This is a genomic window from Corynebacterium endometrii, from assembly GCF_004795735.1.
Taxonomy (GTDB): Bacteria; Actinomycetota; Actinomycetes; order Mycobacteriales; family Mycobacteriaceae; genus Corynebacterium; species Corynebacterium endometrii.
Window position 1 is genome coordinate 167512 of the sequence record NZ_CP039247.1, and the last position, 25391, is coordinate 192902.

23 protein-coding genes and 4 tRNA genes are annotated in these 25391 nt (G+C 63.9%); 14 read left to right on the forward strand and 13 right to left on the reverse strand.

All coding sequences use genetic code 11. The annotated features are described in order from the left end of the window. Window positions 1-86: 86 nt before the first annotated feature. The 3 genes from CENDO_RS00730 to wzm form a co-directional block, all read right to left on the reverse strand. Window positions 87-455 carry a hypothetical protein gene (locus CENDO_RS00730; protein ID WP_136140335.1) on the reverse strand — a complete coding sequence of 123 codons (369 nt, stop codon included), beginning with the start codon at window positions 453-455 and terminating at the stop codon, window positions 87-89. A gap of 257 nt (window positions 456-712) precedes the next feature. Next, window positions 713-1558 carry a galactan export ABC transporter ATP-binding subunit Wzt/RfbE gene (gene wzt, locus CENDO_RS00735; RefSeq protein WP_136140336.1) on the reverse strand — a complete coding sequence of 282 codons (846 nt, stop codon included), beginning with the start codon at window positions 1556-1558 and terminating at the stop codon, window positions 713-715. 31 nt (window positions 1559-1589) lie between these two features. Next, complete coding sequence (gene wzm, locus CENDO_RS00740) at window positions 1590-2441, reverse strand: galactan export ABC transporter permease subunit Wzm/RfbD (protein WP_136142079.1); 852 nt, start codon at window positions 2439-2441, stop codon at window positions 1590-1592. Between the two features lie 258 nt (window positions 2442-2699). Between wzm and CENDO_RS00745 the strand changes: the two genes are divergently transcribed. After that, window positions 2700-3917 (forward strand): aminotransferase class V-fold PLP-dependent enzyme, encoded by a 1218-nt coding sequence (locus CENDO_RS00745; protein WP_136140337.1) that lies wholly within the window; start codon window positions 2700-2702, stop codon window positions 3915-3917. Window positions 3918-3938: 21 nt separating this feature from the next. On the opposite strand, the gene CENDO_RS00750 is transcribed toward CENDO_RS00745, so the two are convergent. Continuing rightward, window positions 3939-4898 (reverse strand): NAD(P)H-quinone oxidoreductase, encoded by a 960-nt coding sequence (locus CENDO_RS00750; RefSeq protein ID WP_136140338.1) that lies wholly within the window; start codon window positions 4896-4898, stop codon window positions 3939-3941. Between the two features lie 115 nt (window positions 4899-5013). Between CENDO_RS00750 and CENDO_RS00755 the strand changes: the two genes are divergently transcribed. Beyond that, window positions 5014-5098: transfer RNA gene (locus tag CENDO_RS00755), tRNA-Ser, on the forward strand. A 146-nt stretch (window positions 5099-5244) separates the two neighbouring features. Further along, the gene (locus CENDO_RS00760; RefSeq protein ID WP_136140339.1) at window positions 5245-6837 is read left to right on the forward strand and encodes an aspartate:alanine exchanger family transporter; all 1593 of its coding nucleotides are present in this window, start codon (window positions 5245-5247) and stop codon (window positions 6835-6837) included. Here CENDO_RS00760 and CENDO_RS00765 read toward each other — a convergent pair. Both CENDO_RS00765 and CENDO_RS00770 read right to left on the reverse strand, forming a co-directional pair. Continuing rightward, window positions 6834-7832 (reverse strand): ThiF family adenylyltransferase, encoded by a 999-nt coding sequence (locus CENDO_RS00765; protein WP_136140340.1) that lies wholly within the window; start codon window positions 7830-7832, stop codon window positions 6834-6836. The two genes, CENDO_RS00760 and CENDO_RS00765, sit on opposite strands and share 4 nt — an antisense overlap. Continuing rightward, window positions 7829-8305: a molybdenum cofactor biosynthesis protein MoaE gene (locus tag CENDO_RS00770; protein WP_246014317.1), complete on the reverse strand. Its 477-nt coding sequence runs from the start codon at window positions 8303-8305 to the stop codon at window positions 7829-7831. Before CENDO_RS00770 ends, CENDO_RS00765 begins: the two co-directional genes overlap by 4 nt. Window positions 8306-8401: 96 nt before the next feature. Between CENDO_RS00770 and CENDO_RS00775 the strand changes: the two genes are divergently transcribed. Further along, the gene (locus CENDO_RS00775) at window positions 8402-8680 is read left to right on the forward strand and encodes a MoaD/ThiS family protein (RefSeq protein WP_136140341.1); all 279 of its coding nucleotides are present in this window, start codon (window positions 8402-8404) and stop codon (window positions 8678-8680) included. Here CENDO_RS00775 and CENDO_RS00780 read toward each other — a convergent pair. From CENDO_RS00780 to CENDO_RS00800, 5 genes are all read right to left on the reverse strand, one after another. Then, window positions 8677-9069: a phage holin family protein gene (locus CENDO_RS00780; RefSeq protein ID WP_136140342.1), complete on the reverse strand. Its 393-nt coding sequence runs from the start codon at window positions 9067-9069 to the stop codon at window positions 8677-8679. The two genes, CENDO_RS00775 and CENDO_RS00780, sit on opposite strands and share 4 nt — an antisense overlap. A 9-nt stretch (window positions 9070-9078) precedes the next feature. Beyond that, window positions 9079-10140, reverse strand: a complete 1062-nt coding sequence (locus CENDO_RS00785; RefSeq protein ID WP_136140343.1) for a histidinol-phosphate transaminase — start codon at window positions 10138-10140, stop codon at window positions 9079-9081. Window positions 10141-10355: 215 nt separating this feature from the next. After that, window positions 10356-11927, reverse strand: a complete 1572-nt coding sequence (gene nagE, locus CENDO_RS00790; protein ID WP_136140344.1) for an N-acetylglucosamine-specific PTS transporter subunit IIBC — start codon at window positions 11925-11927, stop codon at window positions 10356-10358. Window positions 11928-11978: 51 nt separating this feature from the next. Beyond that, entirely contained in the window at window positions 11979-12818 is an 840-nt protein-coding gene (locus tag CENDO_RS00795; RefSeq protein ID WP_136140345.1) for a PRD domain-containing protein, read from the reverse strand. 231 nt (window positions 12819-13049) lie between these two features. Next, a complete protein-coding gene (locus CENDO_RS00800; RefSeq protein ID WP_136140346.1) occupies window positions 13050-14720 on the reverse strand; it encodes an alpha-keto acid decarboxylase family protein in 1671 nt (556 codons plus the stop codon). Between the two features lie 219 nt (window positions 14721-14939). Here CENDO_RS00800 and CENDO_RS00805 point away from each other — a divergent pair. From CENDO_RS00805 to CENDO_RS00815, 3 genes are all read left to right on the forward strand, one after another. After that, window positions 14940-15028: transfer RNA gene (locus tag CENDO_RS00805), tRNA-Ser, on the forward strand. A 407-nt stretch (window positions 15029-15435) separates the two neighbouring features. Beyond that, window positions 15436-17019 carry an SLC13 family permease gene (locus tag CENDO_RS00810; protein WP_136140347.1) on the forward strand — a complete coding sequence of 528 codons (1584 nt, stop codon included), beginning with the start codon at window positions 15436-15438 and terminating at the stop codon, window positions 17017-17019. A gap of 197 nt (window positions 17020-17216) precedes the next feature. Next, window positions 17217-17289 (forward strand) — tRNA-Arg (locus CENDO_RS00815). Between the two features lie 203 nt (window positions 17290-17492). Here the strand turns inward: CENDO_RS00815 and CENDO_RS00820 are convergent. After that, a complete protein-coding gene (locus tag CENDO_RS00820) occupies window positions 17493-18521 on the reverse strand; it encodes a prephenate dehydrogenase (protein WP_136140348.1) in 1029 nt (342 codons plus the stop codon). Window positions 18522-18560: 39 nt separating this feature from the next. Between CENDO_RS00820 and CENDO_RS00825 the strand changes: the two genes are divergently transcribed. The 6 genes from CENDO_RS00825 to tgt all read left to right on the forward strand — a co-directional run bounded on the left by CENDO_RS00825 (window position 18561) and on the right by tgt (window position 23760). Next, a complete protein-coding gene (locus tag CENDO_RS00825) occupies window positions 18561-19064 on the forward strand; it encodes a tRNA adenosine deaminase-associated protein (protein WP_136140349.1) in 504 nt (167 codons plus the stop codon). A gap of 65 nt (window positions 19065-19129) precedes the next feature. Further along, window positions 19130-19561, forward strand: coding sequence for a nucleoside deaminase (locus CENDO_RS00830; RefSeq protein ID WP_136142081.1), 432 nt, complete (start codon window positions 19130-19132; stop codon window positions 19559-19561). A gap of 34 nt (window positions 19562-19595) precedes the next feature. Further along, the gene (locus CENDO_RS00835) at window positions 19596-19793 is read left to right on the forward strand and encodes a CsbD family protein (protein ID WP_136140350.1); all 198 of its coding nucleotides are present in this window, start codon (window positions 19596-19598) and stop codon (window positions 19791-19793) included. Window positions 19794-19831: 38 nt separating this feature from the next. Next, window positions 19832-19922, forward strand: a tRNA-Ser gene (locus tag CENDO_RS00840). 99 nt (window positions 19923-20021) lie between these two features. Then, entirely contained in the window at window positions 20022-22442 is a 2421-nt protein-coding gene (locus CENDO_RS00845; RefSeq protein ID WP_136140351.1) for an MMPL family transporter, read from the forward strand. Window positions 22443-22452: 10 nt separating this feature from the next. Beyond that, the gene (gene tgt, locus CENDO_RS00850) at window positions 22453-23760 is read left to right on the forward strand and encodes a tRNA guanosine(34) transglycosylase Tgt (protein ID WP_136140352.1); all 1308 of its coding nucleotides are present in this window, start codon (window positions 22453-22455) and stop codon (window positions 23758-23760) included. Here tgt and CENDO_RS00855 read toward each other — a convergent pair. Further along, a complete protein-coding gene (locus CENDO_RS00855; RefSeq protein ID WP_136140353.1) occupies window positions 23745-24443 on the reverse strand; it encodes a queuosine precursor transporter in 699 nt (232 codons plus the stop codon). The two genes, tgt and CENDO_RS00855, sit on opposite strands and share 16 nt — an antisense overlap. A 42-nt stretch (window positions 24444-24485) precedes the next feature. Between CENDO_RS00855 and gluQRS the strand changes: the two genes are divergently transcribed. Next, window positions 24486-25388: a tRNA glutamyl-Q(34) synthetase GluQRS gene (gene gluQRS / locus CENDO_RS00860; protein WP_136140354.1), complete on the forward strand. Its 903-nt coding sequence runs from the start codon at window positions 24486-24488 to the stop codon at window positions 25386-25388. The last annotated feature ends 3 nt before the right edge of the window (window positions 25389-25391 follow it).

The window sequence follows — 25391 nt, forward strand, 5'->3', positions numbered from 1 at the left end:
GCTGGCATGGCAAAACCCCAGCCGCAACGGCTGGGGTTTGGGTCATTCGGAAAAGACCTAAGGCCCTCAAGGAGCCGGTTAGGAAACTAGAAAGTTGGCAGCAAGCCAGCGTTGGCTGCGGCCACACCTGCGAGGCCAACCACCGCAGCGATGCCTACGCCGAGCAGGATCTCAAAGGTGGTGCCGACCTTCCAGCCGTTGGCGGCGTCGGCCTTGACGGAGCTGAACAGGCTAGGAGAGATTTCATTGCCGTTATCGATGGAGTTCCGAAGGGAGGAGGTGACGCCAGTGCCAGGGTTGAGCCCTTCATCGATGGCGGCGCCGAAGACGTAACCGGCGGTGTATTCATCGCTAGAGGAGCCATGAACTGCGTTTGGGTCCTGAGCAAAAGCTGCGCCGGTGGACAGGGACAGGGCGGTGGCTGCGGCAACTGCAGCGGTAGCGAAGCGCTTCATGGAATACTCCTAGTGATAGAAAGGGAATAGGCGTTTGACCTGCGCCATCCAGCAAGCCGTGCGGAGCGGTCAATACGTCTTGAATTATTATCCATGCATGAGTGTTTATGAAGGGTTTCGGAGATTTCTTTTACCGCGGGGGTTGAATCGCCGCGGGGTGGAATCCTATTCCTGCAGGTCAAGCGCCTCAGTGGGGGCGGGCTGAATGAGGGGCGAGTTGCTTTCCGGAATGAATAAAACACCCCTTTTGGGTGGGGTTAGCGCTGGTCTTTGAGCTCTTCGGGGATTTCGAGCTCTGCGGGGGCGGCGTCGGATGCCTCTTGCTCGAAGCGGACCAGCAGGTCGCGGACGTACTCGCCGGCGCCGGGGCCCTCGTAGGCCTCGACCACGTCAGCCACCTCGCCGCACTCGCGGACGGTGCCGTGGTCTATCCACAGTGCGGTATTGCACAGCTGCGCCAGGAAGTCATTGGAATGGGACGCGAAGACCAGGATGCCGGAGCGCTTGACCAGCTCCTGCAGGCGCACGCGGGCCTTGGCCATGAACGCCGCATCCACGGCGCCGATGCCCTCATCCAGCAGCAAAATCTCCGGCTCAATCGAGGTGACCACGCCGAGCGCCAGGCGCACGCGCATGCCGGTGGAGTAGGTGCGCAGCGGCATGGCCAGGTAATCGCCCAGCTCGGTGAACTCCGCGATCTCATCCATCTTGGCCTTCATCTGCTTGATGGATTGGCCCAGGAAGAGGCCGCGGATGATGATGTTGTCATAGCCGGAGACCTCGGGGTCCATGCCCACTCCGAGGTCAAAGACGGGGGCCACGCGGCCGCGGACGTCGGCGGAACCGCGCGTGGGCTCGTAGATGCCGGACAGCAGGCGCAGCAGGGTGGACTTGCCGGCGCCGTTGTGGCCCACCAGCCCCACGCGGTCGCCCTCACGCAGGTGGAGGTTGATGTTAGACAGCGCCTCAACCACCACGGTGTTGTCCGCGTTCTTGCCAATCGCGCCGCCGGCGGTGGACAGCATGGCCTTTTTTAGCGAGCGGGACTTGGCGTCAAAGATGGGGAAGTCAACGCACGCGTTGTAAGTATCGATAGAAACCATCGGGAAACCTTTCGTGTGATGCCGGAGGGCATTACACCCAGTAGGAAACGCGGAAACGCCACTGCTTCATGGCGAGCAACGTGATGAGCAGGCCTGCGGCGGTGCAGGCCAGGACGATCCACCAGTGGTAGGCGGCCACGGGCTCACCAATGAGCGGGGCGCGGACAATCTCCAGGTAGTGGTACAGCGGATTGACCTCGGCGATGCGGGCGCGCTCCGCAATCTCACCGCCCTGCTCCTTGAGCGTGTTGGTCATCCAGACAATGGGCGTGACGTAAAACAGCAGCTGGGTCAGCGCCTCTAGCAGCGGGGCCACGTCGCGGAAACGGGTGGCGATGATGCCAAAGAACATGGCCACCCACACGCCATTGGCCAAAAGCAGCGCCATGCCCGGGATGACCAGGAAGAACTCCCAGCCCAGGTTGCGCGGGAAGATGAGGATGAGCAGCAGCCAAATGATCAGGTTGTGGCCTAGGAAGATGGTCTGGCGCCACACCAGGCGGTAGACGTGTACGGACAGTGCGGAGGGCAGCTGCTTGATCAGGCCCTCATTGTCAATGAAGATGGTGGCGCCTTCCTTGATGGCGCCGGAGATGAAGTTCCACATGATAAGGCCCACGGTCACGTGCGGCAGGAACTCCGCCACCGGGATCTGGAACAGCATGGAGTACAAAAGGCCCAGGGCCAGCGCCATGACGCCGGTGGCGATGGTGATCCAAAAGGGGCCCAGGACTGAGCGCCGGTAGCGCTGCTTGATGTCCTGCAGGCCCAGCATGAACCAGAGCTCGCGCTGCTTGGCGCCCTGCACAAGGTCCGCGAATGCCGCCCGCATGGTCATGGATTGCGACGGTGGCGCGGTGCCCTCTTGGGGTTCCGCGGTCATACGGGCTACGTCTGCGGCTAGATTCCTGGCTGGATTCCGGCCGTGGGTGTTGTTGTCTTGCACGCTCAAAAACCTTAGTCGTGTTGGGGGAAGATGTGGAGTTTCCACGGCGTTAGATGTCTAAAAATATTGGGTAAGCTGGGTGTTTCCTTGGATTGTCGCTGTGGCTTGGTTATTCGTGATTGGATAGAAACGGGTATAGAGTAGGGGGTTAATTGGACCGTGGGACTGTATCAAGTGCGTAGGGAGGGCAGACGCGTGAGCTTCGATGTGCCAAGCGTGCGTGGCCTGTATACGGGGCTTTCTGACGGCTGGACGTATCTCAATGCCCATGACACGCCGCAAATCGCCGAGCGCGTCTCCGCCGGCGTGGCCAGGGCTTTCCGTACCGCGGCGGCCGTGGCACCCCAGGACATGGACGGGGGCCACCACGCGCAGCGCCCGGCCCCGGGCAGGCTTGAAGGCGCCGCTTTTACCGACGCCGCCCGCATAGCCGTCGCCGACCTTCTCTCCGTCAGCGCCGATCGCGTCATCTTAGGCCCCAACCTGCCTGCGTTGTACCAGGCGCTGATGCGCGCCATGAAGCCGCTGCTGAAGAAGTCATCCGTGGTGCTTTCAAGGGTGGATGACCCAGAGCTGGCGCAATCGCTGGCCTTCGGCTGCGCCGATGTGCGCTGGGCGCAGCCGGACCTGGGCACCGGTGAACTGCCGGCCTTCCAGTTTCGCGAGCTGGTGGACGGCTCCACGCGCCTGGTTGCCTTCTCCGCCGCGCATGATCTTCTGGGAACTGTGGCCCCGGTCGGGGACATTATTGACTTGGTCAGGTCGCGTTCGCGCGCGTGGACCCTGGTGGACGTCTCCGCGTTGGCGTCCGTGCGCCCGGTGAACTTCGATGAGCTGGGTGCCCACATCGCGGGCGTGGACCTGGGCGCGCTGGGCGGCCCGCAGATGGCGGCGTTGGTATTGCGTGATACCGCCATGTTCAACCGCCTCGAGCCGGGGCACTTGAGCGAGCGCTACCTTTCGGCCGGCCTGGCCGGCGGGGTGGGCCCGCTGGTGGATCACATGGCCGCGCTGGGGCTGGGTGGTGATGCTAGGGGCTCACGCCGCAACCGCCTGGCCGAGTCCATGGCCAACCTGGCCGCGTACATGGAGCGGCTGGGGGATGAATTATTCCTGCTCATGGGTTCGCTGCCGGCGGTCCACATCGTGGGAGTGACCGGCGAGGCCGCCGCGGGGGCCGCGATGGCGGACCGCCTGCCGCGCCTGAGCTTTGTGGTCAGCGGCGTCCCGGCGGAAACCGTCCACCAGCGCCTCTTCGACAATGGCCTGGTCACCACGCTGACCCCGGTGACCCCGCTGCTTGAGGAGATGGGCGTGGCGGAGGCAGGCGGCGCGGTGACCGTGTCGCTGAGCCCGTTTAACACCAGCCAGGACATTGAAAACCTGGTGCGCGTGGTGGCCTCCCTGGCGTAGCGCGGATCTGCGCTACTGGGTTTAGGCGGTGGTGAGCACCAGCGTGCCGGTGACCTCGCCGGAATCTAGGGCCTCGTGGGCCTGGGCCGCCTCCGCCAGCGGGTAGGTGGCGTGCAGGTGGTGGGTGATGTCACCGGAGGCCAGCAGGGGCCAGACGTGCTTGACGGTCTCCGCCACGATCTCCGCCTTGGCGTCCTTGTCGCGCGTGCGCAGCGTGGTGCCCTGGAGCTTTAGGCGCTTGGACACCACCACGCCGATGTTGAGTTCTTCCTTCCTGCCGCCCTGCATCCCGATGGTCACCATGTGGCCGTCCTTCGCCAGCGCCTTGAGGTTGCCCTTGAGATACTTGGCGCCGATGATGTCCAGGATGACGTCGCAGGAGTCCTTCAATTCCTCGGCGAAGTCCTGCTCCTTGTAATTGATGAGTATGTCCGCGCCGTACTTCCTGCAGGTCTCCAGCTTCTCGGCGGAGCCGGCGGTCACCGCCACCTCGGCGCCAAGGGACTTGGCCACCTGGATGGCGAAGGTTCCAATGCCGCCCGCGCCGCCGTGGATCAGGATGCGCTGGCCCTTATTCAGGCCCGCCTCCATGACCAGGTTGGACCAGACCGTGCAGGCCACCTCGATGACCGCGGCGGTCTCCTCCATGGAGTAGCCCTCGGGAAGGGGGAGCAGCTGGCCTTCCGGCACGGCCACGTATTCGGCATAGCCCCCGCCGGAGAGCAGCGCGCCCACCTTTTCGCCGGGCTGGCGTCCGGTGTCACCGGCGTCCTCGATGACGCCGGCTACCTCAAGGCCCATGATTTCAGAAGCGCCCGGTGGCGGTGGGTATGCGCCGCGGGCCTGGAGCAGGTCAGCGCGGTTAACCCCGGCGGCGGCCACCTTGATAAGCACCTCGCCCGGGGCGAGGGAAGGGGTGGAAACGTCCTGCAGTTCCAGCGAACGCGGGTTGTCTAGGTCTGTCTGCACAATAGCCTTCATACCCACCCAGGGTACGGAAAGCGGCGGGAAGCCGCCGCAAATCCGGCGCCAGAGTGGACTTAGGGTGGCGTCAGTTGGTGCGTAGGGCCGGTGCTGGGGTAGTCTATTGGGCACTGGAGACGTGACAGAGCGGCCGAATGTACTGGTCTTGAAAACCAGCGTGGGGAAACTCACCGAGGGTTCAAATCCCTCCGTCTCCGCTCCTAAACCCCTGGTGGGAGCCGTGCACAGCGGCACCCGCCGGGGGTTTGCCCATCTCGGAGGCCGTTTGGCCGGCGGTCAATTCCGGGCGGGGTAGCCTAGGAATAGACGTTAAGGCCTCCAAGAAGCCAAGGACCGTGACTGGATGAACACCGTTTTAGAATCTCTTGCCTCGAACCAAGTGTTGCTTCTCTTCGTTCTGGTGGGCTTCGGGATGATTTTCGCCAAGGTTCGCGTCCGGGGGCTGTCCCTTGGCGCCGCCGCCGTCCTCTTCTTCTCCATCGCGTTGTCCGCCTTCGGGCTGTCCCAGGGCCATGAGCTCCTGGTCGCGCACGATATTGGCACCCTGGGGCTAGCGGTCTTCGCGTTTGCCATTGGCATTAACTCCGGCCCCAACTTCTTCCACACCATGAAGACATCCCTGGGGCCCATCGCCGGCATGCTGGCGGTGTTCGTGCTCGCCGGCGTGGTGGCCGGCGTGCTGGGCCGGGCCATGGGGATGGACTGGGCGCTGATCGCGGGCACATTTGCCGGCGCGGTGACCAATACTCCGGCGCTGGCGGCGGCGGGTTCGGGTTCCGGCGACCCGGCCACGGCAACGGTGGGTTACGCCATTGCCTACCTCTTTGGCGTGATTGGGTTTATCGGCTGGACGTTTTTCGCGCTGACCAAGCGCTCCGGGGATAGGGATAAGCCGCAGGAGGTTATCAACCGCACGGTGCGCATCACCCGCACGGACAAGGTCACCCTCCAGGACGTGATCAACTACGTGGGCGAGGGCGTGGCCTTCTCCCGCCTGGCCCACAGTTCCAAGGCGCCGATTGAGACGCCCGCGCTTGACTCCGAGCTCGAGCAGGGCGAGTTGCTGACCTGCGTGGGCAGCAAGGAGCAGCTGGACCGCGTGGTGGAGTACCTGGGCCATGCCTCGTCCGTGTCGCTGATGGCGGACCGGCGGTACATGGACTTTCGCCGCATGACGCTGTCAGATCCGAAGCTTGCGGGCAAGACCGTGCAGTGGCTGGACATGGAGCACCGCTTTGACGCCACGGTCTCCCGCATCCGCCGCGGCGACACGGACATGGTGGCCGCCCCCGACGTGGTCCTGCAGCTGGGTGACCGCATCCGCGTGGTGGCGCCCACGAACCGGATGAGGGAAATCTCCGATTTCTTTGGGGACTCCGCGCGCGGCCTGGCGGACATCAACCCGGTGGCACTGGGCGTGGGGATGACGCTGGGCATAGTCCTGGGAAACGTGAAGTTTGGTTTTGGTGACTTCAGCTTCGGCATTGGCGCGGCCGCGGGCACCCTGATTGTGGGCCTTATCATGGGGCGCATCGGCCGAATCGGCAAGGTGTACACGTCCGTGCCGTACACCGCGTGCCAGGTGCTCTCCGAGTTTGGCCTGCTGGTCTTCCTTGCCTACGCCGGCACCACCGCGGGTTCCCAGATCCTCAACGCCTTCACCGGCGGCGAGTGGCTAAAGATCTTCCTGCTGGGCGGGGTCATCACCACGATGATTGGCCTGGGCATCTTCCTCATCATGCGCCGGGGATTTTCCATGGGCGGCACTAGGCTTTCGGGCCTGCTGGGCGGCGCGCAGACGCAGCCGGCGGTGCTGGCCTTTGCCAATGACCGCACCAACTTCGACCCGCGCGTGGCGCTGGGATACGCCATGGTCTACCCCGTGGCGATGATCGCCAAGATCATCATCGCCCAGGTACTAGGCAGCCTGGGCTAGCCTTCTCCTGCGGCCCAGCGCGCGTACCCGCCGCGCAGTGACGTCCCGCCCAGGCGGCGCGCGGCAGTGGCCGAACGGACGCCGGAGGCGCAATAAAACAGCACGTCATCCCACGTGCCGTCGGCTACACCGGCGGGGCCTTCCTCGGCCGCGAGGAGTTCATCGAGGGCAATGTGCTCATCGCCCGGGATGTGGCCCTGGGCGCGTTCCTCGGCGGTGCGCACGTCGATGATGCGGGTGAAACCGGCGGGGGAGGAGGCCTCGGGGGCGTCGGATAAAAGCGGGCGTTGCGGCGGCTGGCGGGTGGCCTGGAGGGGGACGTACTCCCACCGCGCGGTCAGCGCATCGAAGTAGCCCAGCTGGCCGGTGAGCGGCTGGCCCACCCCGGTGAGCACCTTGATGGCCTCGAGAGCCATGGCGGAGCCCACCACGCCCACCACCGGGCCTAGGACGCCGGCCACCGCGCAGCTCGGCACGTCCGAGGGCGGGACCGGGAACACGTCCTCAAAGATGGGCCCGCGGCCGGCATGGAAGACGGACATCTGCGCCTCAAAGCCCAGGATGGAACCCCACACGTGCGGGATACCCAACTTTGCGCACGCCCAGGACGCCACGTAGCGCGCCGGGAGGTTATCCGCGCCGTCTAGCACCGCGTCCGCGTCCGCGAGCAGCTCCAGGGCATTGGCCTGGGTCAACTTCGTGGCGTGCGCTACCACCGTGACCTCCGGGTTAAGCGCGTTCATCGCCCGCGCCGCCGAGTCCGCCTTGCCCTGCCCGGGCTGGGTGTGGATGACCTGGCGGTGGAGGTTGCTTAGGTCAACATCGTCCGGGTCAATCACGCTGATGCGGCCCACGCCGGCGGCGGCCAAGTAGAGCAGCGCCGGGGAACCCAGGCCCCCGGCGCCCACAACGGCGACGTGCGCGGCGGCCAGTTTGTCCTGCGCTTCCTGGCCAAAACCGGGCAGCGTCACCTGGCGGATGTAGCGGGAATTCACATGCCCACCCACTGCCTAGAGCCGTCTTCCAAAAACTGTTCCTTCCAGATGGGCACCTCCGCCTTGACCCGGTCCGCCAATTCCGCGGCCGCGGCGAAGGCGTCCCCGCGGTGGGCGGCGGCCGCCAGCACCACGAAGGCCGGATCCCCAATGGCCAGCGGCCCGGTGGCGTGCGCGCACCACAGCCGCACCCGGGGATGGCCCGCGGAGACCTCCCGCGCCACGCGCCCAATCTCCGCTGGCGCGGTGGGGTGCGCGGAATAGGTCAGGCGGGCCACGCGCTGGCCACCGTCGTGATCGCGGACAATGCCCTCAAAGCTCACCAGGGCGCCCATGGCATCCGTCATAACCTCCGCCCGGGCCTGCGCAAGCAGCGGGGTCAAGCCCGGGTGCTCCACCATCAGGGCGCCGATGACCTTCCCGGTCTGGGCGTCAACGTAGCTGGGATCTGCGTGAGGCTCCGTGTGAGTCAAAGGGGGTCCTTTCCGGGGCGGGGATATCGAGGTCGATGTTAACCCCCATAACGGCGCACTGGCGAACGGCCCCGGGTCTTAGGCATAGTGGGCGTCATGATTGACGTACGCTATTTCGCCGCCGCCCGGGCCGCCGCCGGGGTGAGCGCGGAAACCGTTCCTGCGGCCGAGACGCTGGGTGCTTTGTGCGCGTACCTGGTTGAGCGCCACCCGGCATCGGCCACCCCGGAGGGCGCCCTACCTTTAGAAACGGTGCTGGGCAAGAGCTCCTATCTGCTCGATGGCCGAGGGGTTGGGGACCTGGCCGCCGCGCGGGATGAGCCGCTAGGCGGCGTGAAGAGCGTGGACGTGCTGCCGCCGTTTGCCGGCGGTTAGCGCGCCGGGGCGGTGACCATCCCAATGACCGCCTGGGCCAGGCCCAGGATGGCCGCGCCGAATATGGCCGCCCACCACCCGTCGATGACAAGGGTGCCGCGGCCAAGCGCCAATTGGTCTAGCACCCGCGGCACCGCGAGTAGCACCGCGCCGTTGACCACAAGGGCGAACAGGCCCAGGGTCACGCAGGATAGCGGCCAGCTAATGGCGTGGAGGACGGTGCCTAAAACGGCGTTGACCACAACAAAGGCGGCGGCCACCACCACAAACGCCACGCCCTCGGACGATCCCTGCGGATCTAGGGTTATGCCGGGGACCAGCGCGACCACCACCCACAGGGCTAACGCCGTGGAGATGATGGTCAGTGCAAGGTTGATAAGCGTACGCATGCCCCCAGGCTACGCGGTGGCCTTCTCCCACGCGGCCAGCAGCTTGTCCGTTTCCTCAGCCACGGTGACGGTGATGCGGATGCCCTCATCGAAGGCGCGGACCAGTACGTCATGCTCGGCCAGCCTGGCGGCCAATTCCTGAGGGGTGCCAAGGCCCGCGGCGGCGATATTGGCGGCCGGCAGCCACACGTGGTTGGCCTCGGAGTGGGGAACGCCGAATTCGGCCAGGGCCTCCTCCACGCGGTCGCGCTCAACCACGGTTTCCTTCACACGCAGCTGCAGCTCATCCTGGGCCGCCAGGGACGCCTGGGCGCCGGCCTGCGCCACGGAGGATACGCCAAACGGGATGGCCACCTTCTGCATGGCTGCGATGATCTCCTCCGAGCCAAAGGCGTACCCGATGCGCACGCCGGCCAGGCCGTACGCCTTGGAGAAGGTGCGCAGGCCCACCAGGTTCTGGTAGCGGTGGATGGCCTCGGTGGCCAGCGGGGTGGATTCACCCTGGAAGTACTCGATGTACGCCTCGTCCAGGCCCACCACGACGTGGGCGGGGACCTGGGCCATGAAGGCGTCAAAGGCTTCGGCCGTGATGGTGGAGCCGGTGGGATTATTGGGGTTGCACACGAAAATCAGCTTCGTGGCCGGGGTAATGGCGGCCAGCAGGCCGTCCAGGTCCACGCCGTGCTCGGCGGTCAGCGGCACCGGCACCGGGGTGGCGCCCACCACGCGGGCGAAGATGGGGTACGCCTCAAAACTGCGCCAGGGGAATACCACCTCGGCCGGCTCGTTGGCCAGGCAGGTGACCTGCACTAGCTGCTGGCACAGCGCGGAGGAACCGGTGCCCACGGCGACCTGATCGAAGTCCACGCCCAGGTGCGCGGCCAGATCCTCGCGGATTCCCACGGCGAACATGTCCGGGTAACGGTTCGCGCCGGCGGCCAGCTTAGCCATGGCCTCGGCCGCGGCGGGAAGCGGCGGCTGGGACACCTCATTAGAAGACAGTTTCAGGGCGGTGTCATTGCGCGCGCCGGGAACGTACGGCGGCAGCTGCTCTAAGTCTGGGCGAATCATGGGATTTACTTTAGCCCCCGCGGCGCGGCCCCGGGCGCGAACGTGGGCCAATAATCCCTCGCGGGGCGGATTCCTGCGATTGCGGGCGCCGCGAAAGGGCCTTCAGGCGGGAGAAACCGGGTGAAAATCTAAAGGGGCCTGACCGGCTGCCCGCAACTACAACAAGGGCCGCCCGGGATAATCCCGGACGGCCGCTGCGGAAAGAAAAGGGCGCTTTAGGTCAGCGCGCCGGTTTGGCGGGCAACCTCGTCATGAACGAACTGCACCTTCGGGCCAATGACCACCTGTACGGCGGTTTGGGATGGGCGGATGATTCCGGCCACGCCGGCCCTCTTAATCTCGGATTCGTCCACCTTCACGTTGTCCTTCACGGTCACGCGCAGGCGGGTTGCGCAGTAGTCAAGATCGGCAATATTGTCCGCGCCGCCAAGCCCCTTGATGATCTGGGCGGCGGAGCCTTCAAGGTTCTTATCGCCGGAGAAGGTGGCGCCGGCGTCTTCCTTCTCGGTGTCCTCGCCACGGCCAGGGGTCTTAAGGTTGAGCCAGCCGATGAGGAAGTAGAAGACAACGAAGTAGATAATCGCCCAGACAATGCCCTGGACCAGCAGCATGTACCACTTGTTGGCAATCGGGTTCTGGGAGGACAGGACCATATCCACCAGGCCGGCGGAAAAACCAAAGCCCGCGGTCCACTGCATTGCGGCGGCAATCGCCACGGAAATACCGGTCAAAGCGGCGTGGACAACGTAGAGGACAGGGGCCAGGAACATGAAGGAGAACTCGAGTGGCTCGGTCACGCCCGTGAAGAAGGAGGCCAGGGCGGCGGCCAGCATCAGGGAGCCGGTTGCCTTGCGCTGCTTGGTGTCAGCGCGCAGGTACATGGCCAGGGCCGCGGCCGGCAGGCCGAACATCATGACTGGGAAGAAGCCGGCCTGGTAGCGGCCCACTACGCCCACTACCTCACACACGCCGTTTTCCCAGAGGCCCGGGCAGGTCGCGGCGTCCGTAGCCTGTGCCGCGGCGGCAATCGTTGCGCCGCCGCCCAGGAACTTAGCAATGTCATCGATGCCAATGACGTCAAACCAGAAGATGGAGTTCAGCGCGTGGTGCAGGCCGGTTGGGATTAGCAGGCGGTTGACGAAGCCGTAGAGGCCGGCGCCAATGGCACCCAAGCCCTGAATCCATTCGCCGAAGTTGAACAAAACGCTGTAGACCAGCGGCCACAGCAGGTACAGGACGCCGGCCATCGCGATGGACAGGAAGGTGGCCACGATTGGCACCAGGCGGCGGCCGGAGAAGAAGGCCAGGAAGTCAGGCAGCTGGGTCTTGTGGAATTTGTTGTAGCACCAGGAGGCCAGCAGGCCCACGGCGATACCAATCAGCACGTTCTTGTCATTGATGGCGTCCCAGCCCTGGGAGGCCCATTTAACGGCGGCGTCACCCTCGAGGGCGGTGGGGTCCTCGATGCCCTTGTAGCTGGCGACGGCGGTTGGGGAGATCAGCAGGGTCACGGTGGCGTAGCCAATGAACGCGGAGAGCGCGGCCGCGCCGTTGGAGTCCTTGGCCAGGCCGAACGCTAGGGCGATGGCGAAGATCCAGCCCAGGTTGTCCAGGATGGCGCCGCCGGAGCTGATAAGGACACCGGCGAACCAGTTCTCGGCGCCCCAGCCAACCGGGTCGAGCCAGTAGCCAATGCCCATGAGGATTGCAGCGACAGGCATCACTGCAACGGCACCCATCAGCGCTTTACCGAAGCGCTGCAGGGCGGTCATTATTTTGTCTTTCATGACATTTCCTTGTGTTTCGATTTAGGCAACGGAAATGACATGCGGGCAACGTTATTGCTTCCAACCGTGCAAGAACATGGCGAAAAAGGCGGCCTCGCCGCGCAGGGAGTGCGGCAGGGATGGCGTTTCCACCACGGAGCAGATTACTTCCGACGCCGCCCCAAACTCCCGCGGGAGCTCGCGCTCCACCGAGCGGGCCATGGCGTTTGAACGCCGGCGGCCCGCGGCGATGTGCGTGCGCAGCTCAATGAGGGCGCTGGCTAGGCGCTGGGCGGAGATTGAATGCTGCGAAATGGAGGGGGCGATGCCGAGCGCGTTGCGCACAATGGCCATGTCGCCGGCGAGCGCGTTGGCGGTGGCCAGCGGTGCCTTGACGGTTGACCCGGTGCGCGCGGCGTTGAGGTGCAGGGCGATATACGCCGCCTCCTCAACCGGCAGGTGGACGCCGAGGGAGTCATTGACCTCCGCGAGCACCATGAGCGCCGCATCGAACTCTTCAGTAAATGCCGCATGAATCTCTTCGAGCAGTGGGTTGTGGATGATTTCCCCGCGGCGTACGCGCTGCACGGCAAAGGAAATGTGCTCTGCCAGCAGGAGGTATGCAGAAGGGTCCAGCGCGCCCAGGTAATCCATGGCCTTTTCGAGGCCCGCGGTGACCGCGGCGAAGAGATCATCGTCGATGCGCTCTAGCGCCTTGAGCAGCTGGGACTTTTCCTTACCCTTGGGGATGAAGCTGCGCGCCTGGCTGGCGTCTTTCAGCATTTCCCCTGCTTTGACCCCGAATCCCACGCCGCGACCCACCAGGATTTCCTCCTGGTCCGGATGGGCTGTGGATTGCACAAAGACGGCATTGTTACTTATCACGCGGGTCACGCGGTAATCAGTACTCATAGCATTGCCTTGGTGCGGTAGACGTCAAAGGGAAGCTTACGGAAATAAGCGATGTGTTCGTTTCCACATGTCCGGTAATGCCTGACGTGACGTGTCTATGGCAGTCAGTAACACCCGTATGCCCGTGTGACGGCCGGGCCGCCACGGGACCCCATAATTATAAGCCCGGGCGCACCTGGAGTAAACACTGCGCGCATCCCCGCCGTCCAAAAGTGGGTAGGCGGGGGTATCTTACGGGTTGCGTGGGCCCTTGGGTCCGTAGTCGAATTCCGCGGTGGCCGGACCAAAGGCCTGCAGGCCCACCGGTGCGTCGAACGGGTCAAGGTGGACCTCCAGGAAAGCCCCCGCGTCGGAGTCCGCGATGGCCTCCAACGCCGTGGCCAGTTCGCCCTCGGTGGACGCGGAGTAGCTGCGCATGGAGGTGCCGGGCTGGAAGACCTCGGCTAGGGCGCCGTAGTTCCAATCCGCCACGTCGTTGTACTCATCATTCATGCCCAGGATGAAGCGCTCGATGGTGTACCCGCGGTTGTTGACCAAGACGATGATGGGGTTGAGCTCCTCGCGGACGATGGTGGACAGCTCCTGTGCGGTCAATTGGAAGGAACCGTCACCGATGAAAAGCACGTGGCGGCGGGTGCGGTTGGCCAGCTGCGAGCCCAATAGCGCGGGCAGGGTAAAACCTATGGAACCCCAGATAGAAGAGTTGATGTATTTGACGTTGGCCGGCAGCGGCAGGGGGCCAATGCCGATGGAGGACGTCCCCGCCTCGGCGATGACCGTATCCCCCTCGCGCAAAAAGTCCACGAACTGCGGCCACAGGCGCGCCTGGGTCAACGGGGCGTCTGCGTTCGGGGTAAAAGGCTCCACGCTCTTGCCGCCGCCGGCCGGTTGGGCCTCGCGCTGGACGCGCTGGGTTAACGCCTCGAGGACCTCGAGGGTATTGATTCCCACGAAGAATTCGCCGCCCACGTGCACGTGCTGGTCGCCCATGTTGATCACGTTGTCCTCGTTGATGGCGTGGGTAAAGGATCCCGAGTTGCCCTCGATGAAACGCGGATTGGTGGTGATGAGGCAATCGGAGTTCTCCACGCGGTCTTGAACCCCCGGGGCGGAGGCGCCGCCGTTGTAGGTTCCAAGGAAGCGCGGGTGGCGCTCGGACACAATGGCCTTGCCGGAGGAAAGCTGGCTAAACGCAATGCCGGCCTTTTCAATCAGGATGCGGAAATAGGGGGTAAACCCGTGGCGGTCCGTGTCCTGGTCCACCAGGATGATGGGATCCTTGGCCGCGTGAATGCGCTCCAAGATGCGGTTGACGGTGGCCTCAAGGCGCTCCGGATCGGAGTGGGGGAGGCGTGGGTTAAACGGCTGCTCCGGCGCATCGATGACCAGGTGGGTGATGTCCGAGGGCAGCTGGATGTGCACCGGGCGTTTCTCCCGCAGGCAGGTGTGCAGCGCGCGGTCAATCTCCTCGACCGCGTTCATTGGGGTAATCCGCACGGCGACCTCGGTAAACGGGGCGATAGCGTCTAGCATGTTGGCGAAATCGCCGTCGGCTAGGCTGTGGTGCAAATTCCAGCGGTACTCGGTGGCGTATTGCGGCGGGGCACCGGCGATTGAAACTAAGGGAACGTGTTCCGCCCGCGCGCCCGCGATGCCGTTGAGCGCGGATAGTTCGCCCACGCCGTAGGTGGTCAGCAGGCAGCCCACGCCCTTTTGGCGGCCGTAGCCGTCCGCCGCATACGCCGCGTTGAGCTCGTTGCAAGCGCCCACGAAGCGGATGCCGTCAGCATCGCGCAGCTGCTCCAGGAAACTCAGGTTGAAATCACCGGGCACGCCGATGACTTCAGTGATGCCCAGGGCTTTCAAGCGGCTGATGAGAAACTCGCCGATGGTGGTCTTCATAACGCTCCTTATGGGTGCTGGGTGGGTGCTGGTTTTGAGTGTGCGTTTGCGGGCACTGTTTTTAAGCGAAAGTGCGTCTAATAAATTACCTGCCGCGGGCCGCCCAGTGGGTGGATCCGGTGGGTGGATTAAGGGGCGCCGGTTTTGTGTGCTTTCGCGATGGCAGGTATTGTTATCTCAACTCTTCTGTGGGCCGGCTACGGCCCGCATGTGAGTGCTGGAGACGTGCCAGAGCGGCCGAATGGGGCTCCCTGCTAAGGAGTTGACCTTCTTGCGAAGGTCCGGAGGTTCAAATCCTCTCGTCTCCGCCGCGACTCAAACCCCGCTCCTTGCGAGCGGGGTTTTCGCATGTCTTACTGCAGTTCACAGCTTGAAACGTGACATGGCTATAAGGGCTAGAGGGTGCCCGCGGGGAGGGGCCGTGTTAATTCATAAATGTTGGCCTATTGGGGTGAACAACGGGTGATAATCTTGGAAAACCGGAATTTCCAACCCCCGGATGAGTGTTATTTGTTACCAAAGGGGGACATTGGGGTGAATTTTGGGGGTAAAAATGGGGTAGTTCGCATCATTCTTTAAATTTTGTGACAGGTGTTTTGTAAAGTTCACGGGACGCGCCCGGAATCTGGACTGCTGCAGGCAAAAGTCATCTTCAGTCCTCCTGCATTGGCCGGGAGCCCTATCTAATACACATCTTGCAAAGGAGATAGGTCTTATGACTACCCCTCATCTACATGAGTCTACGGCTCACGCGGAGGGTGAGAATGACCACGGTGCAAGCGCCAAGGAATGGCGCCGCCAGGCAATCGGCCTCATCGTAGGTCTAGCGCTTGCACTGCTTGTTTACTTCCTCTTCCCATCCAACGCCGTTGAAACCGTCATGCAGTCCGCTGGCGCAGATCCTGAGGCGGAGTACACCTATAGTTCCATCCGCGCGGTGGCCGCGATTACCGTCCTGATGGGCGTGTGGTGGGCAACCGAAGCCCTGCCGCTGGCCGCAACCGCACTGATCCCAATCGCCATCTTCCCGCTCCTGGGCGTGGCAACCATGTCCGAGGCCGGCGCGCCATACGCATCCGCCACCATCTTCCTGTTCATGGGTGGCTTCCTCATCGCGCTGGCGCTCCAGCGCTGGAACCTGCACCGCCGCCTAGCGCTGATGGTGGTTAAGGCTATTGGTACCTCACCAAAGCGCATCATCCTGGGCTTTATGATCGCGACCGGCGTTTTGTCCATGTGGGTGTCCAACACCGCAACCGCAGTGGTGATGCTCCCAATTGGTACCTCCGTGCTGCAGCTGACCGCCGGCACCGTCGGTGGCATGAAGAACCAGAAGAAGTTCGCCACCGCCCTGATGCTGGGCATTGCCTACGCCGCATCCATCGGCTCCCTGGGCACCCTGATTGGTACCCCTCCGAATGCTTTGATGAAGGGCTACATGGAGGAAACTCATGGCATCACCATCGGCTTTGGCCAGTGGATGATCGTGGGTATGCCGGTAGCGATTGTCTTCCTGGTTATTGCATGGCTGGTGCTTATTACCCTCTTTAAGCCGGAGATGGACAAGATCCCTGGCGGCAAGGAGCTCATCAATGATGAGATTGCCAAGCTGGGCAAGTGGACCGGCCCGCAGATTATGGTTGGCACAATCTTCCTGGTTTCGGCGCTGGCATGGGTATTCGTTCCGCTCATCATTGACTGGACCGGCTGGGAGGGCCCATACGATGACGCTATTGTGGGCCTCGTCGCCGGCCTGCTGCTCTTCCTGCTTCCTGCCAATACCAAGACCGGCGTACGCCTGTTGGACTGGAAGACCGCCAATGAAATGCCATGGGACGTTCTGCTCCTCTTTGGCGGCGGCCTGTCCCTGTCCGCGATGTTCAACCAAACCGGCCTGTCCCTGTGGATCGGCGAGCAGGCCAAGGGCCTTGCATCCCTGCCAATCATCCTGCTGATTGCCGCCGTGGCAACGCTGATTATCTTCCTGACGGAAATCACCTCCAACACCGCTACCGCGGCTACCTTCCTGCCAATCATGGGCGGCGTGGCCGTTGGCGTGGGCCTGACCGCTAATAGTGACATGAACATTATGCTGCTGGCCGCTCCTGTGGCCCTGGCCGCAACCTGTGCGTTCATGCTGCCGGTGGCTACGCCTCCAAACGCTATTGCGTACGGCTCCGGTTACGTCAAGATTGGCGAGATGATCAAGGGCGGCTTCTGGCTCAACATCATCGGCGTGGTTCTCATCACCATCGCCTGCTACCTGATCCTCATTCCGGTATTTGGCATTGTGCTCTAAGCCTGAACGATGAGTGGGATTCTCCCCGCCTCCGCGCCCAGAAATGGGTGTGGGGCGGGGATTTTCTTTCGCTATTTCCGGTCGCCCTTAAACCTAGCGAAAACGTTGGTTGTACTGGCGATTTGTTAAAGAAAACATCAGTGGGTATAGTTAATTTTCGTTGCAAGGACAGCGCACAAGCTTCCAAGCAAAGGTTAGCGCCCGTAGCTCAACGGATAGAGCATCTGACTACGGATCAGAAGGTTGGGGGTTCGAATCCCTCCGGGCGCACAATTAAAGAAAAGCTCAGAATCATTCTTTGATGGTTCTGAGCTTTTTTAGTTTTCCGCTTAGCCCAGCGCGGCGGCCTTTCAAGATTCAACGCGCGGGTTGGCGGTTAGGTCCTCGGGGCCGCTAGGGCCACCGCGTGGGAATCCTAAGCTTGCTACGCAAAGGCTGGTAAAGGCGGGCCGGGCTACGCCGGCCGAGGCGCCTTAGAAGATCTCAATGCGCCCGCCCAAGGACTCGGCCTGCTTGAGCTGGCCCAGCCAGCCGTCGCCGCCGGGGTGCAGGCGCAGGACGGGGCGGGAAGAAATCTTTACCGGGCTGACGGACTCCTTGCGGGCGCCGGTGCGCGCGGCGATGCGGGTGCGGGCACGGTGGCCGGCCTCGGCGAGGCCGGTGATATCGGGTTCATCAGAGGCCAGCTTTTCGCGCGCGGCGGTAAGGATGGTCAGCGCCTCATCGAGGGCTGTTACGAGGGCCGGGGCGTTAGTGCCACACATCTGCTGCACGAGGGCCGGGGCGGTGCCGGCCACGCGGGTGCCATCGCGGAATGAGCCGGCGGCCAGGGACTGGGCCAGAATGCCGCCGTTATCGCCCACCACCGCTAGGGTCTCCGCAAGGACATGGGGGAGGTGGGAGATGCGGGCCACGGCCGCATCATGGGCCGCCACGCGGGCCGGAACGGCCTCGGCGCCCACGAGATTGACCATGCGTACCACATCGGCGAAGAGCGAGATCCATGCCTTGGGGACGGGCAGGCCGGCGTCAAAGCATTCGGTGGCGTAATCATAGGTGATGACGTACGCGGCGCGGGTAAATAGGCCGTTGTGGGAGGCGCCCCAGCCGGATTCGGCCGTGCCGGCCATGGGGTGGCCGCCCACGTAGCGCCCCTCTAGTCCACGGGCGCGGATTTCCTCATAGACGGGGGACTTGACTGATACCACGTCGGTTAGCCCGCAGGTGGGCGCATATTGCACCACAGCGTCAAGGACGGAGCCCACCGCATTCATGGGGACGGCAATGACAATAATGGCGCCTTCTTCTTCCGCGCGGGTAAGGACCGCGGGTAAATCATCGGTGACATCAAAGCCCTCGCGAGCGGCCGTGCGGGCCCCGGAGGTGGAATGGTTATAGCCGAAAACCGGGTGTTGAGCTGCCGAAAGATCACGCAGGAGGGAACCGCCAATGAGGCCTAGGCCAATGAGGCAGATAGGGCGGGAAATCAGTTGATTAGTCACGGTGTTAATTTTTCCATAACGCGACTAATCTGACGAGGTATGAGCGAAGACTTCAATGAGGGCATCTCCTTTGCAGTGACCGTCACCCAGGCGGACGGCGTGTGGCAGGTCCGTGAGTTTGATGATGATTTCGAGGACGTGCAGACCTCCATCAAGGCCGTGCGTGCACTGCGCAGCCCGTCCGCGGCCTTCGCCCTGTTGTGCGTTGAGGATGAATATTTTGTCATCGTCCGCCCGGTGCCGGGCGGGGTGCGCATCGCTTTGTCCGACGCCGTGGTCGCCGTCGAGGATGACTTCGCCGCCGATTTCCTGGACCTGCGGGATATCGACGTCCCAGACTTGGACGAGGATGAGATCGATAACGCGGATCCGTATGCGGAAGGCGACCTGGACATCCTCGCCGATCTAGGACTGAACGAGGATCAGCTGGGCTACATCGCGTCCGATGATGAAGATTACGCCTCAGATATGCTCCTACGCATCGCCGGTGAACTGGGATTCGGCGATGAATTGGAAGACATCATCAACGGCGAGGACGAGTGATCCATCCCGGCGAACGGGCGTGCCGCCTGCCGCGGGAGACCGGGGTTGTACGGGCGCAGCGGCGCATGCGCCGCGCGCTTGAGGTGGCGGCCACCACGCCGGCGGGGGATGTGCCGGTGGGCGCGGTGATCTTTGGGCCGGACGGGGCGGAGCTGGCCACGGGGGTCAACCGGCGCGAGCAACTCCAAGACCCCACCGCGCACGCGGAGGTGGAGGCCATTCGGGCTGCGGTGAAGGTGCTGGGGGATGGGTGGCGCCTGACCGGATGCGAGTTGGTGGTAACGCTTGAGCCCTGTGCCATGTGCGCGGGGGCATTGCAGGGGGCTCGGGTGGACTCGGTGGTATTCGGGGCCTGGGAGCCCCGGACCGGCGGATGTGGATCCTTGGTAGACGTGCTGCGCGCCCCCGGGGCGCTGCACGTTCCGCAGGTGCGTGGGGGCGTGCTGGAGGCGGAGTGTGCGGGAATCCTCTCGACGTTCTTCGGCGAACTTAGGTAGGCTGGCGCTTATACCAACAAGAAGGAGGCTCATTATGGGTGATTTTGACAACGCAAAGGACAAGCTCGTAGGCAAGGCTAAGGAGTCCGCTGGCGCGGCTACCGGCGACGAGCAGCTCGAGAACGAGGGCAAGGGCCAGCACGCCGCGGGCGATGCAAAGCAGAAGATTGCCGACGCGGCCGAGGGTCTTAAGGATAAGGCCAGCGAGGCGCTGGGCAAGCTTAAGGATTAATTTGCCCGGCCGCGCATCGCTGCCGTAGTGTGGAACGCGGTGGCGTGTCCGAGCGGCCGAAGGTGTTCGCCTCGAAAGCGAATGTTGGGTAACCCCCAACCGCGGGTTCAAATCCCGCCGCCACCGCCATTTCCCCACCTGTTTACGCAGGTGGGGATTCTTTTATGCCGTGGGAGGCCACGCGGTAGGCTGGTGTGACACGTGTGAAAGCTATTTGAGGGGATTGTGGTGGCTAAATTTCTGTTCCGCCTTGGTCGATGGTCCTTCCTAAATAAATGGAAGGTGATCATCGGCTGGATTGTGCTGCTGGCGGCCATGGGGGGCGCTACGGCGGCGCTGATGAAGCCCATGACCCAGGAGTTCTCCATCTCCGGAACCCCGGCGATTGACGCCACGTACAGGGCCGTGGAGCTATTCCCCGAGGGTGGCAACCCCGCCAACTCCCCGTCGGTGAACCTCACTTTCCAGGCCCCCGAGGGCCAAAAGCTTAGCGATCCTCACAATGAGGCCGCGATAGATGCGGTCATCTCCCACCTGCGGGAAAACCTAGACTTCGGCGATGACCTGCGTTTTGGTAATCCGCTGGAGGTATCCCCGGCGCTGCAGCAGGGCGTGATTGACCAGATGACTGGATTCGGCCTGCCGCGGGAGACCGCTGAGGCGGACGCCGCGAACCTGGCCATGGTCAATGAGGATGAGACCATCGCCTACACCACGTTCAACTTCGATGCGTCCTCGCCGTACACGGTGGAGCAATCCGATAAGGACATTGTCACGGACGCGATGAACATCGGCCGGGCCCAGGGCCTGCTGGTGGAGGCCGGCGGCGCCGGCTTCGGTGACGTCATCGCCGTAGAGCCCCTCTCTGAGATCATCGGCCTGGCCGTGGCCTTCCTGGTGCTGATTTTCACCTTTGGATCCCTGGTGGCCTCCGGCATGCCGCTGCTGTCCGCCGTCATCGGCGTGGGCCTGGGCGCACTGGGCATGCTGGCCATGACCCACTGGTTTGAGCTCAATAACATCACCCCAGTCCTGGCCGTGATGATTGGCCTGGCCGTAGGCATCGACTATGCGCTGTTCATCCTCTCCCGCTATCGGGCCGAGCGCGAGGCCAGGCCGGGCCCGGAGGCCGCGGGCATGGCGGTGGGCACCGCGGGCTCCTCCGTGGTCTTTGCGGGCGCAACCGTGTTCATCGCGTTGTTCGCGCTCATCATCGCCAACATCGAGTTCCTCACCGCCATGGGCCTGGCGGCCGCGGCCACCGTCGCGGTTTCCGTGCTCGTGGCGCTGACCTTCGTCCCGGCCATGCTGGGAGCGCTGGGGGATAAGTCCTTCGCGGGCGCGGTTCCTGGAGTGGCGGGCAATCCCGCCAAGTGGCGCAAGAAGCGGTCCATGCAGGGCCCAACCATGGGCAACCGCTGGGTGCGTTTCGTGCAGAAGTGGCCGGGCCTCACCATGGCCGCGGTGGTCCTGTCGCTGGGCGCGCTGTCCACGCCGGTGCTCAACATGGAGCTGGCGCTGCCGGCGGATACCACCTCCGATCCGGACACCACGCAGCGCAAGGCCGCGGACACGCTCTCTGAAGGCTTTGGCCCGGGGATTAACGGCCCCTTCCTGGTGATCGTGGACGGACAGGCGGCCGACCCGAACGCCGCGGCGCTGGCGCCGCTCATCGAGGCGCAGGCGGAGGGAAGCGGGCAGGACAAGGCCACCTTCTCCTCCTTCATGTACGCCGCCGACCAGCTCAACACCGTGGGTGGCGTCAAGCGCGCCCAGCTGGTGGGCGTGAACTCAGAGGGCACCGCGGCCCAGATCATGGTCACCCCGGAGACCTCACCAACTGACGCGGCGACCGTGAAGGTGGCGGCCGCGCTGCGCGAGACCAACGCCCAGATTGAGGATGCCACCGGCGCCGAGCTGGGCATGACTGGGCTTACGGCCGTGCAGCTGGATATCACCGAGCGCCTCGAGGGTGCCATGCCGCTGTACCTGTCCATCGTGGTGGGCCTGGCCATCGTCCTGTTGCTGCTGGTATTCCGCTCCATCCTGGTGCCGGTGGTTGCCGGTTTGGGCTTCCTGCTGTCCGTGGGCGCGGCCTTTGGCGTGACCGTCCTGGTGTGGCAGGAGGGTTTTACCGGCCTGGTGCCGGCGCCCGGCCCGCTCATTTCCTTCATGCCAATCTTCCTCATCGGTGTGACCTTCGGCCTCGCCATGGATTACCAGGTATTCCTGGTTACCCGCATGCGTGAGTACTACTCACGCATGGGCGGGCGGGCGTCCGCGGGCTCGCCGTACAATGCGGTGGATGAGTCCACGATTGTGGGCTTTACCCAGGGAGCCCGCGTGGTCACCGCCGCGGCGATCATCATGATCTCCGTGTTCGTGGCGTTTATCGGCCAGCCGCTGCCCTTTATCAAGATCTTCGGATTCGCCCTGGCCGCCGCGGTCCTGTTTGACGCCTTCTTTGTCCGCATGGCCCTGGTGCCGGCCACCATGTTCCTGATGGGCCGCGCCACCTGGTGGATGCCCCGGTGGCTGGATAAGGTGCTCCCGGAGCTGGACGTGGAGGGCACCGCGCTGGAGGAGCAGTACGGTTCGGGGCACCAGAGCGTTCAGGCCGAAGAACGCGTGGGGGCCCACGCCCGTTAAACTGTTGGGCATGACTGAACCACGTGAGCTTTACCCATCTACCGCCAGCGACATTCCGGAGGCGCCGCTGGGCCAGGACCTGAGCTTTGAGGTGGGCACCCAACTCGAGCCGGCCCCGGGCCGCCACGGGCGCACCGGCGTGATTCATACCCCTCACGGTGACATTCACACCCCGGCGTTTATCCCCGTGGCCACCAAGGCCACGGTAAAGACGCTGACCCCGGAGCAGATCCGCTCCACCGGCGCGCAGGCCATCCTGTCCAACGCCTATCACCTGTACCTGCAGCCGGGCCACGACCTGGTGGATGAGGCCGGCGGCGTGGCCAAATTTGAGAACTGGCACGGCCCCACCTACACGGACTCCGGCGGATTCCAGGTGATGAGCCTCGGCGTTGGGTTCAAAAAGGTTCTGGCCATGGACACCACAAACCTCAAGCGCGAGGATATCCGGGCCGCGGACAAGGAGCGCATGGCGCGCGTGGATGAAGACGGCGTTAACTTCAAGAGCTTCATCGATGGTTCCAAGCACCGCTTTACCCCGGAGGTCTCCATGCAGATCCAGCACGGGCTGGGCGCGGATATCCTCTTCGCCTTCGATGAGCTCACCACGCTGGTAGACACCCGCCAATACCAGGAGGAATCCGTGGCGCGCACCCACCGCTGGGCGCAGCGCTGCCTGGACGAGCACCACCGCCTCACGCAGGAGCGTTCCCACCGCCCCCGCCAGTCCCTCTGGGGCGTGGTGCAGGGCGCGCAGTACGAGGACCTCCGCCGGCAGGCCGCCCGCGGGCTGGTCGATCTGTCCGCGCAGGCAGAAGACGCCGGCAAGCGCGGATTCGGCGGCTACGGCATCGGCGGGGCTATCGAGAAGGAGAACCTGGGGACAATCGTCGGCTGGGTGTGCGATGAGCTGCCGGTAGACAAGCCGCGCCACCTGCTGGGAATCTCCGAGCCCGATGATCTCTTCGCCGGCATCGAGGCCGGCGCGGACACCTTTGACTGCGTGGCGCCCACCAGGCTGGGTCGCCGCGGCGGGGTCTACACGCTGGACGGGCGCATGAATCTTAAGGGCTCCAAGTTCAAGCGGGATTTCCGCGGGATCGATGAGGAGTTTGGCGGTTATGTTTCCACGCACTATTCACGCGCGTACATCCGTCACCTGCTCAAGGCCAATGAATTCCTAGCGGGAACGCTGTGCACCATGCACAACCTGGAGTTCATGATCGCGCTGGTGGATAACGCCCGCAAGGCCATCGATGGTGGCTACTACGAGGAATACCGGGACGCCTTTATGGCCCGCTACTACGCGGGCGCGTAGTCCTCGCGGCGCTTGACCCACGCGATGACCTTGGTGGTCACCGGCAGGAGGATGACCTCGATGGCGGTCTTCCACACAAACCCCACCGTTACGTAGTTGACGAACTGGCCCACGGTTTCCACGCCGATGACCGGCGCGGCAATTGCGCAAAACAGCAGCGTGTCGCCGAATTCGCCCACGACGGTGGACAGGACCAGGCGGGTTTTTAGCCGGTTTTCGCCGGCGCGTTTCTTCAGCTGGACCAGGGTCCATGCGTTGAGCAGCTGGCCCGCCACGTAGCCGGCCAGGGAGGCCAGGAGGATTTGCGGCACGAGGCCCAGGGTTGCGGCGAAGGCCTCCTGGCCCTCGTAGAAGTCCGCTGCCGGGAGCCAGATGGCGATGTAGAAGGACAGGGTCATGAGCAGCGCCATGACGAAGCCTATGATGATAGCCCTGCGGGTGGATTTGAATCCGTAGCATTCCGCCAGCACATCGCCCGCGATGTAGGCCAGGGGGAACAGGAAGAAGGCGCCGTCAGTGATGAGGGGCCCTAGCTGGACGCCCTTGGAGGCGTTGATGTTCGAGATGAGGAACGTGACTACGAACACCGTGACCAGCCACGGGTACAGGGTGGACTGTACCGGGATGAATCGGATGCTCTCGCCACGGTTATTCGTGGTTGCGGTTGCCGATTGAGTTGACATAGCGGTTATCTAATCACGGTTTGGGTGCGTAACCTAAAAATTATGCACGGTTCAGGACGTTACGCCCCCAGCCCCAGCGGGGATCTGCACTTTGGCAATCTCCGTACCGCCATGGTCGCGTGGCTTGCCGCCCGCAGCACCGGCAGGGAATTCATCATGCGCGTCGAGGACATTGATACCCAGCGCTCCTCCATGGACTCCGCCCACCGGCAGCTTGAGGACTTAGCGGCGCTGGGCATCGAGTGGGACGCGGTGGAGTATCAAAGCGACAATGGCGCCCGTTACGCCGCGGCGCTGGACAAACTTCCCACCTTTGAGTGTTACTGCTCCCGCAAGGACATCCAGGAAGCGTCCAGCGCCCCGCACGCCATTCCGGGGCAGTATCCAGGCACGTGCCGCGACCTAAGCCCGCAGCAGCGCGAGTCGAAGCGAGAGCAGCTGCAGGCCGCCGGCAGGGTGCCAGCTATCCGCCTCGCATCCGAGGCCTCCTCGTGGCGGGTCCACGACCTCCTCCACGGCGATTACACGGGGGACGTGGATGATTTCATCCTGCGCCGCGGCGGCAACGCCAACCAGGGGCGGGACTGGGCGTACAACCTGGCGGTGGTTGTCGATGACGGGGCGCGCGGGATCGACCAGGTAGTCCGCGGCGATGACCTGCTTTCCTCCGCCCCGCGCCAGGCGTATCTGGCGCACCTGCTAGGGCACGAGGCGCCCGAGTACATCCATGTGCCGCTGGTGGTCAACGCTGAGGGCAAGCGCCTGGCCAAGCGCGACGGGGCCGTAACCCTCCGCCAGCTGCGTGAGCAGCGGTCGGTGGGCGATGCGGACGTAGTGCGAATGATCGCGGAATCACTGGGGTATCCCGGGCTAAACACCGCCCAGCAGCTGCTGGACGCCTTCGACGTAGAACGGATTCCACGCCGGCCCCACGTGTGGGAATAGGCT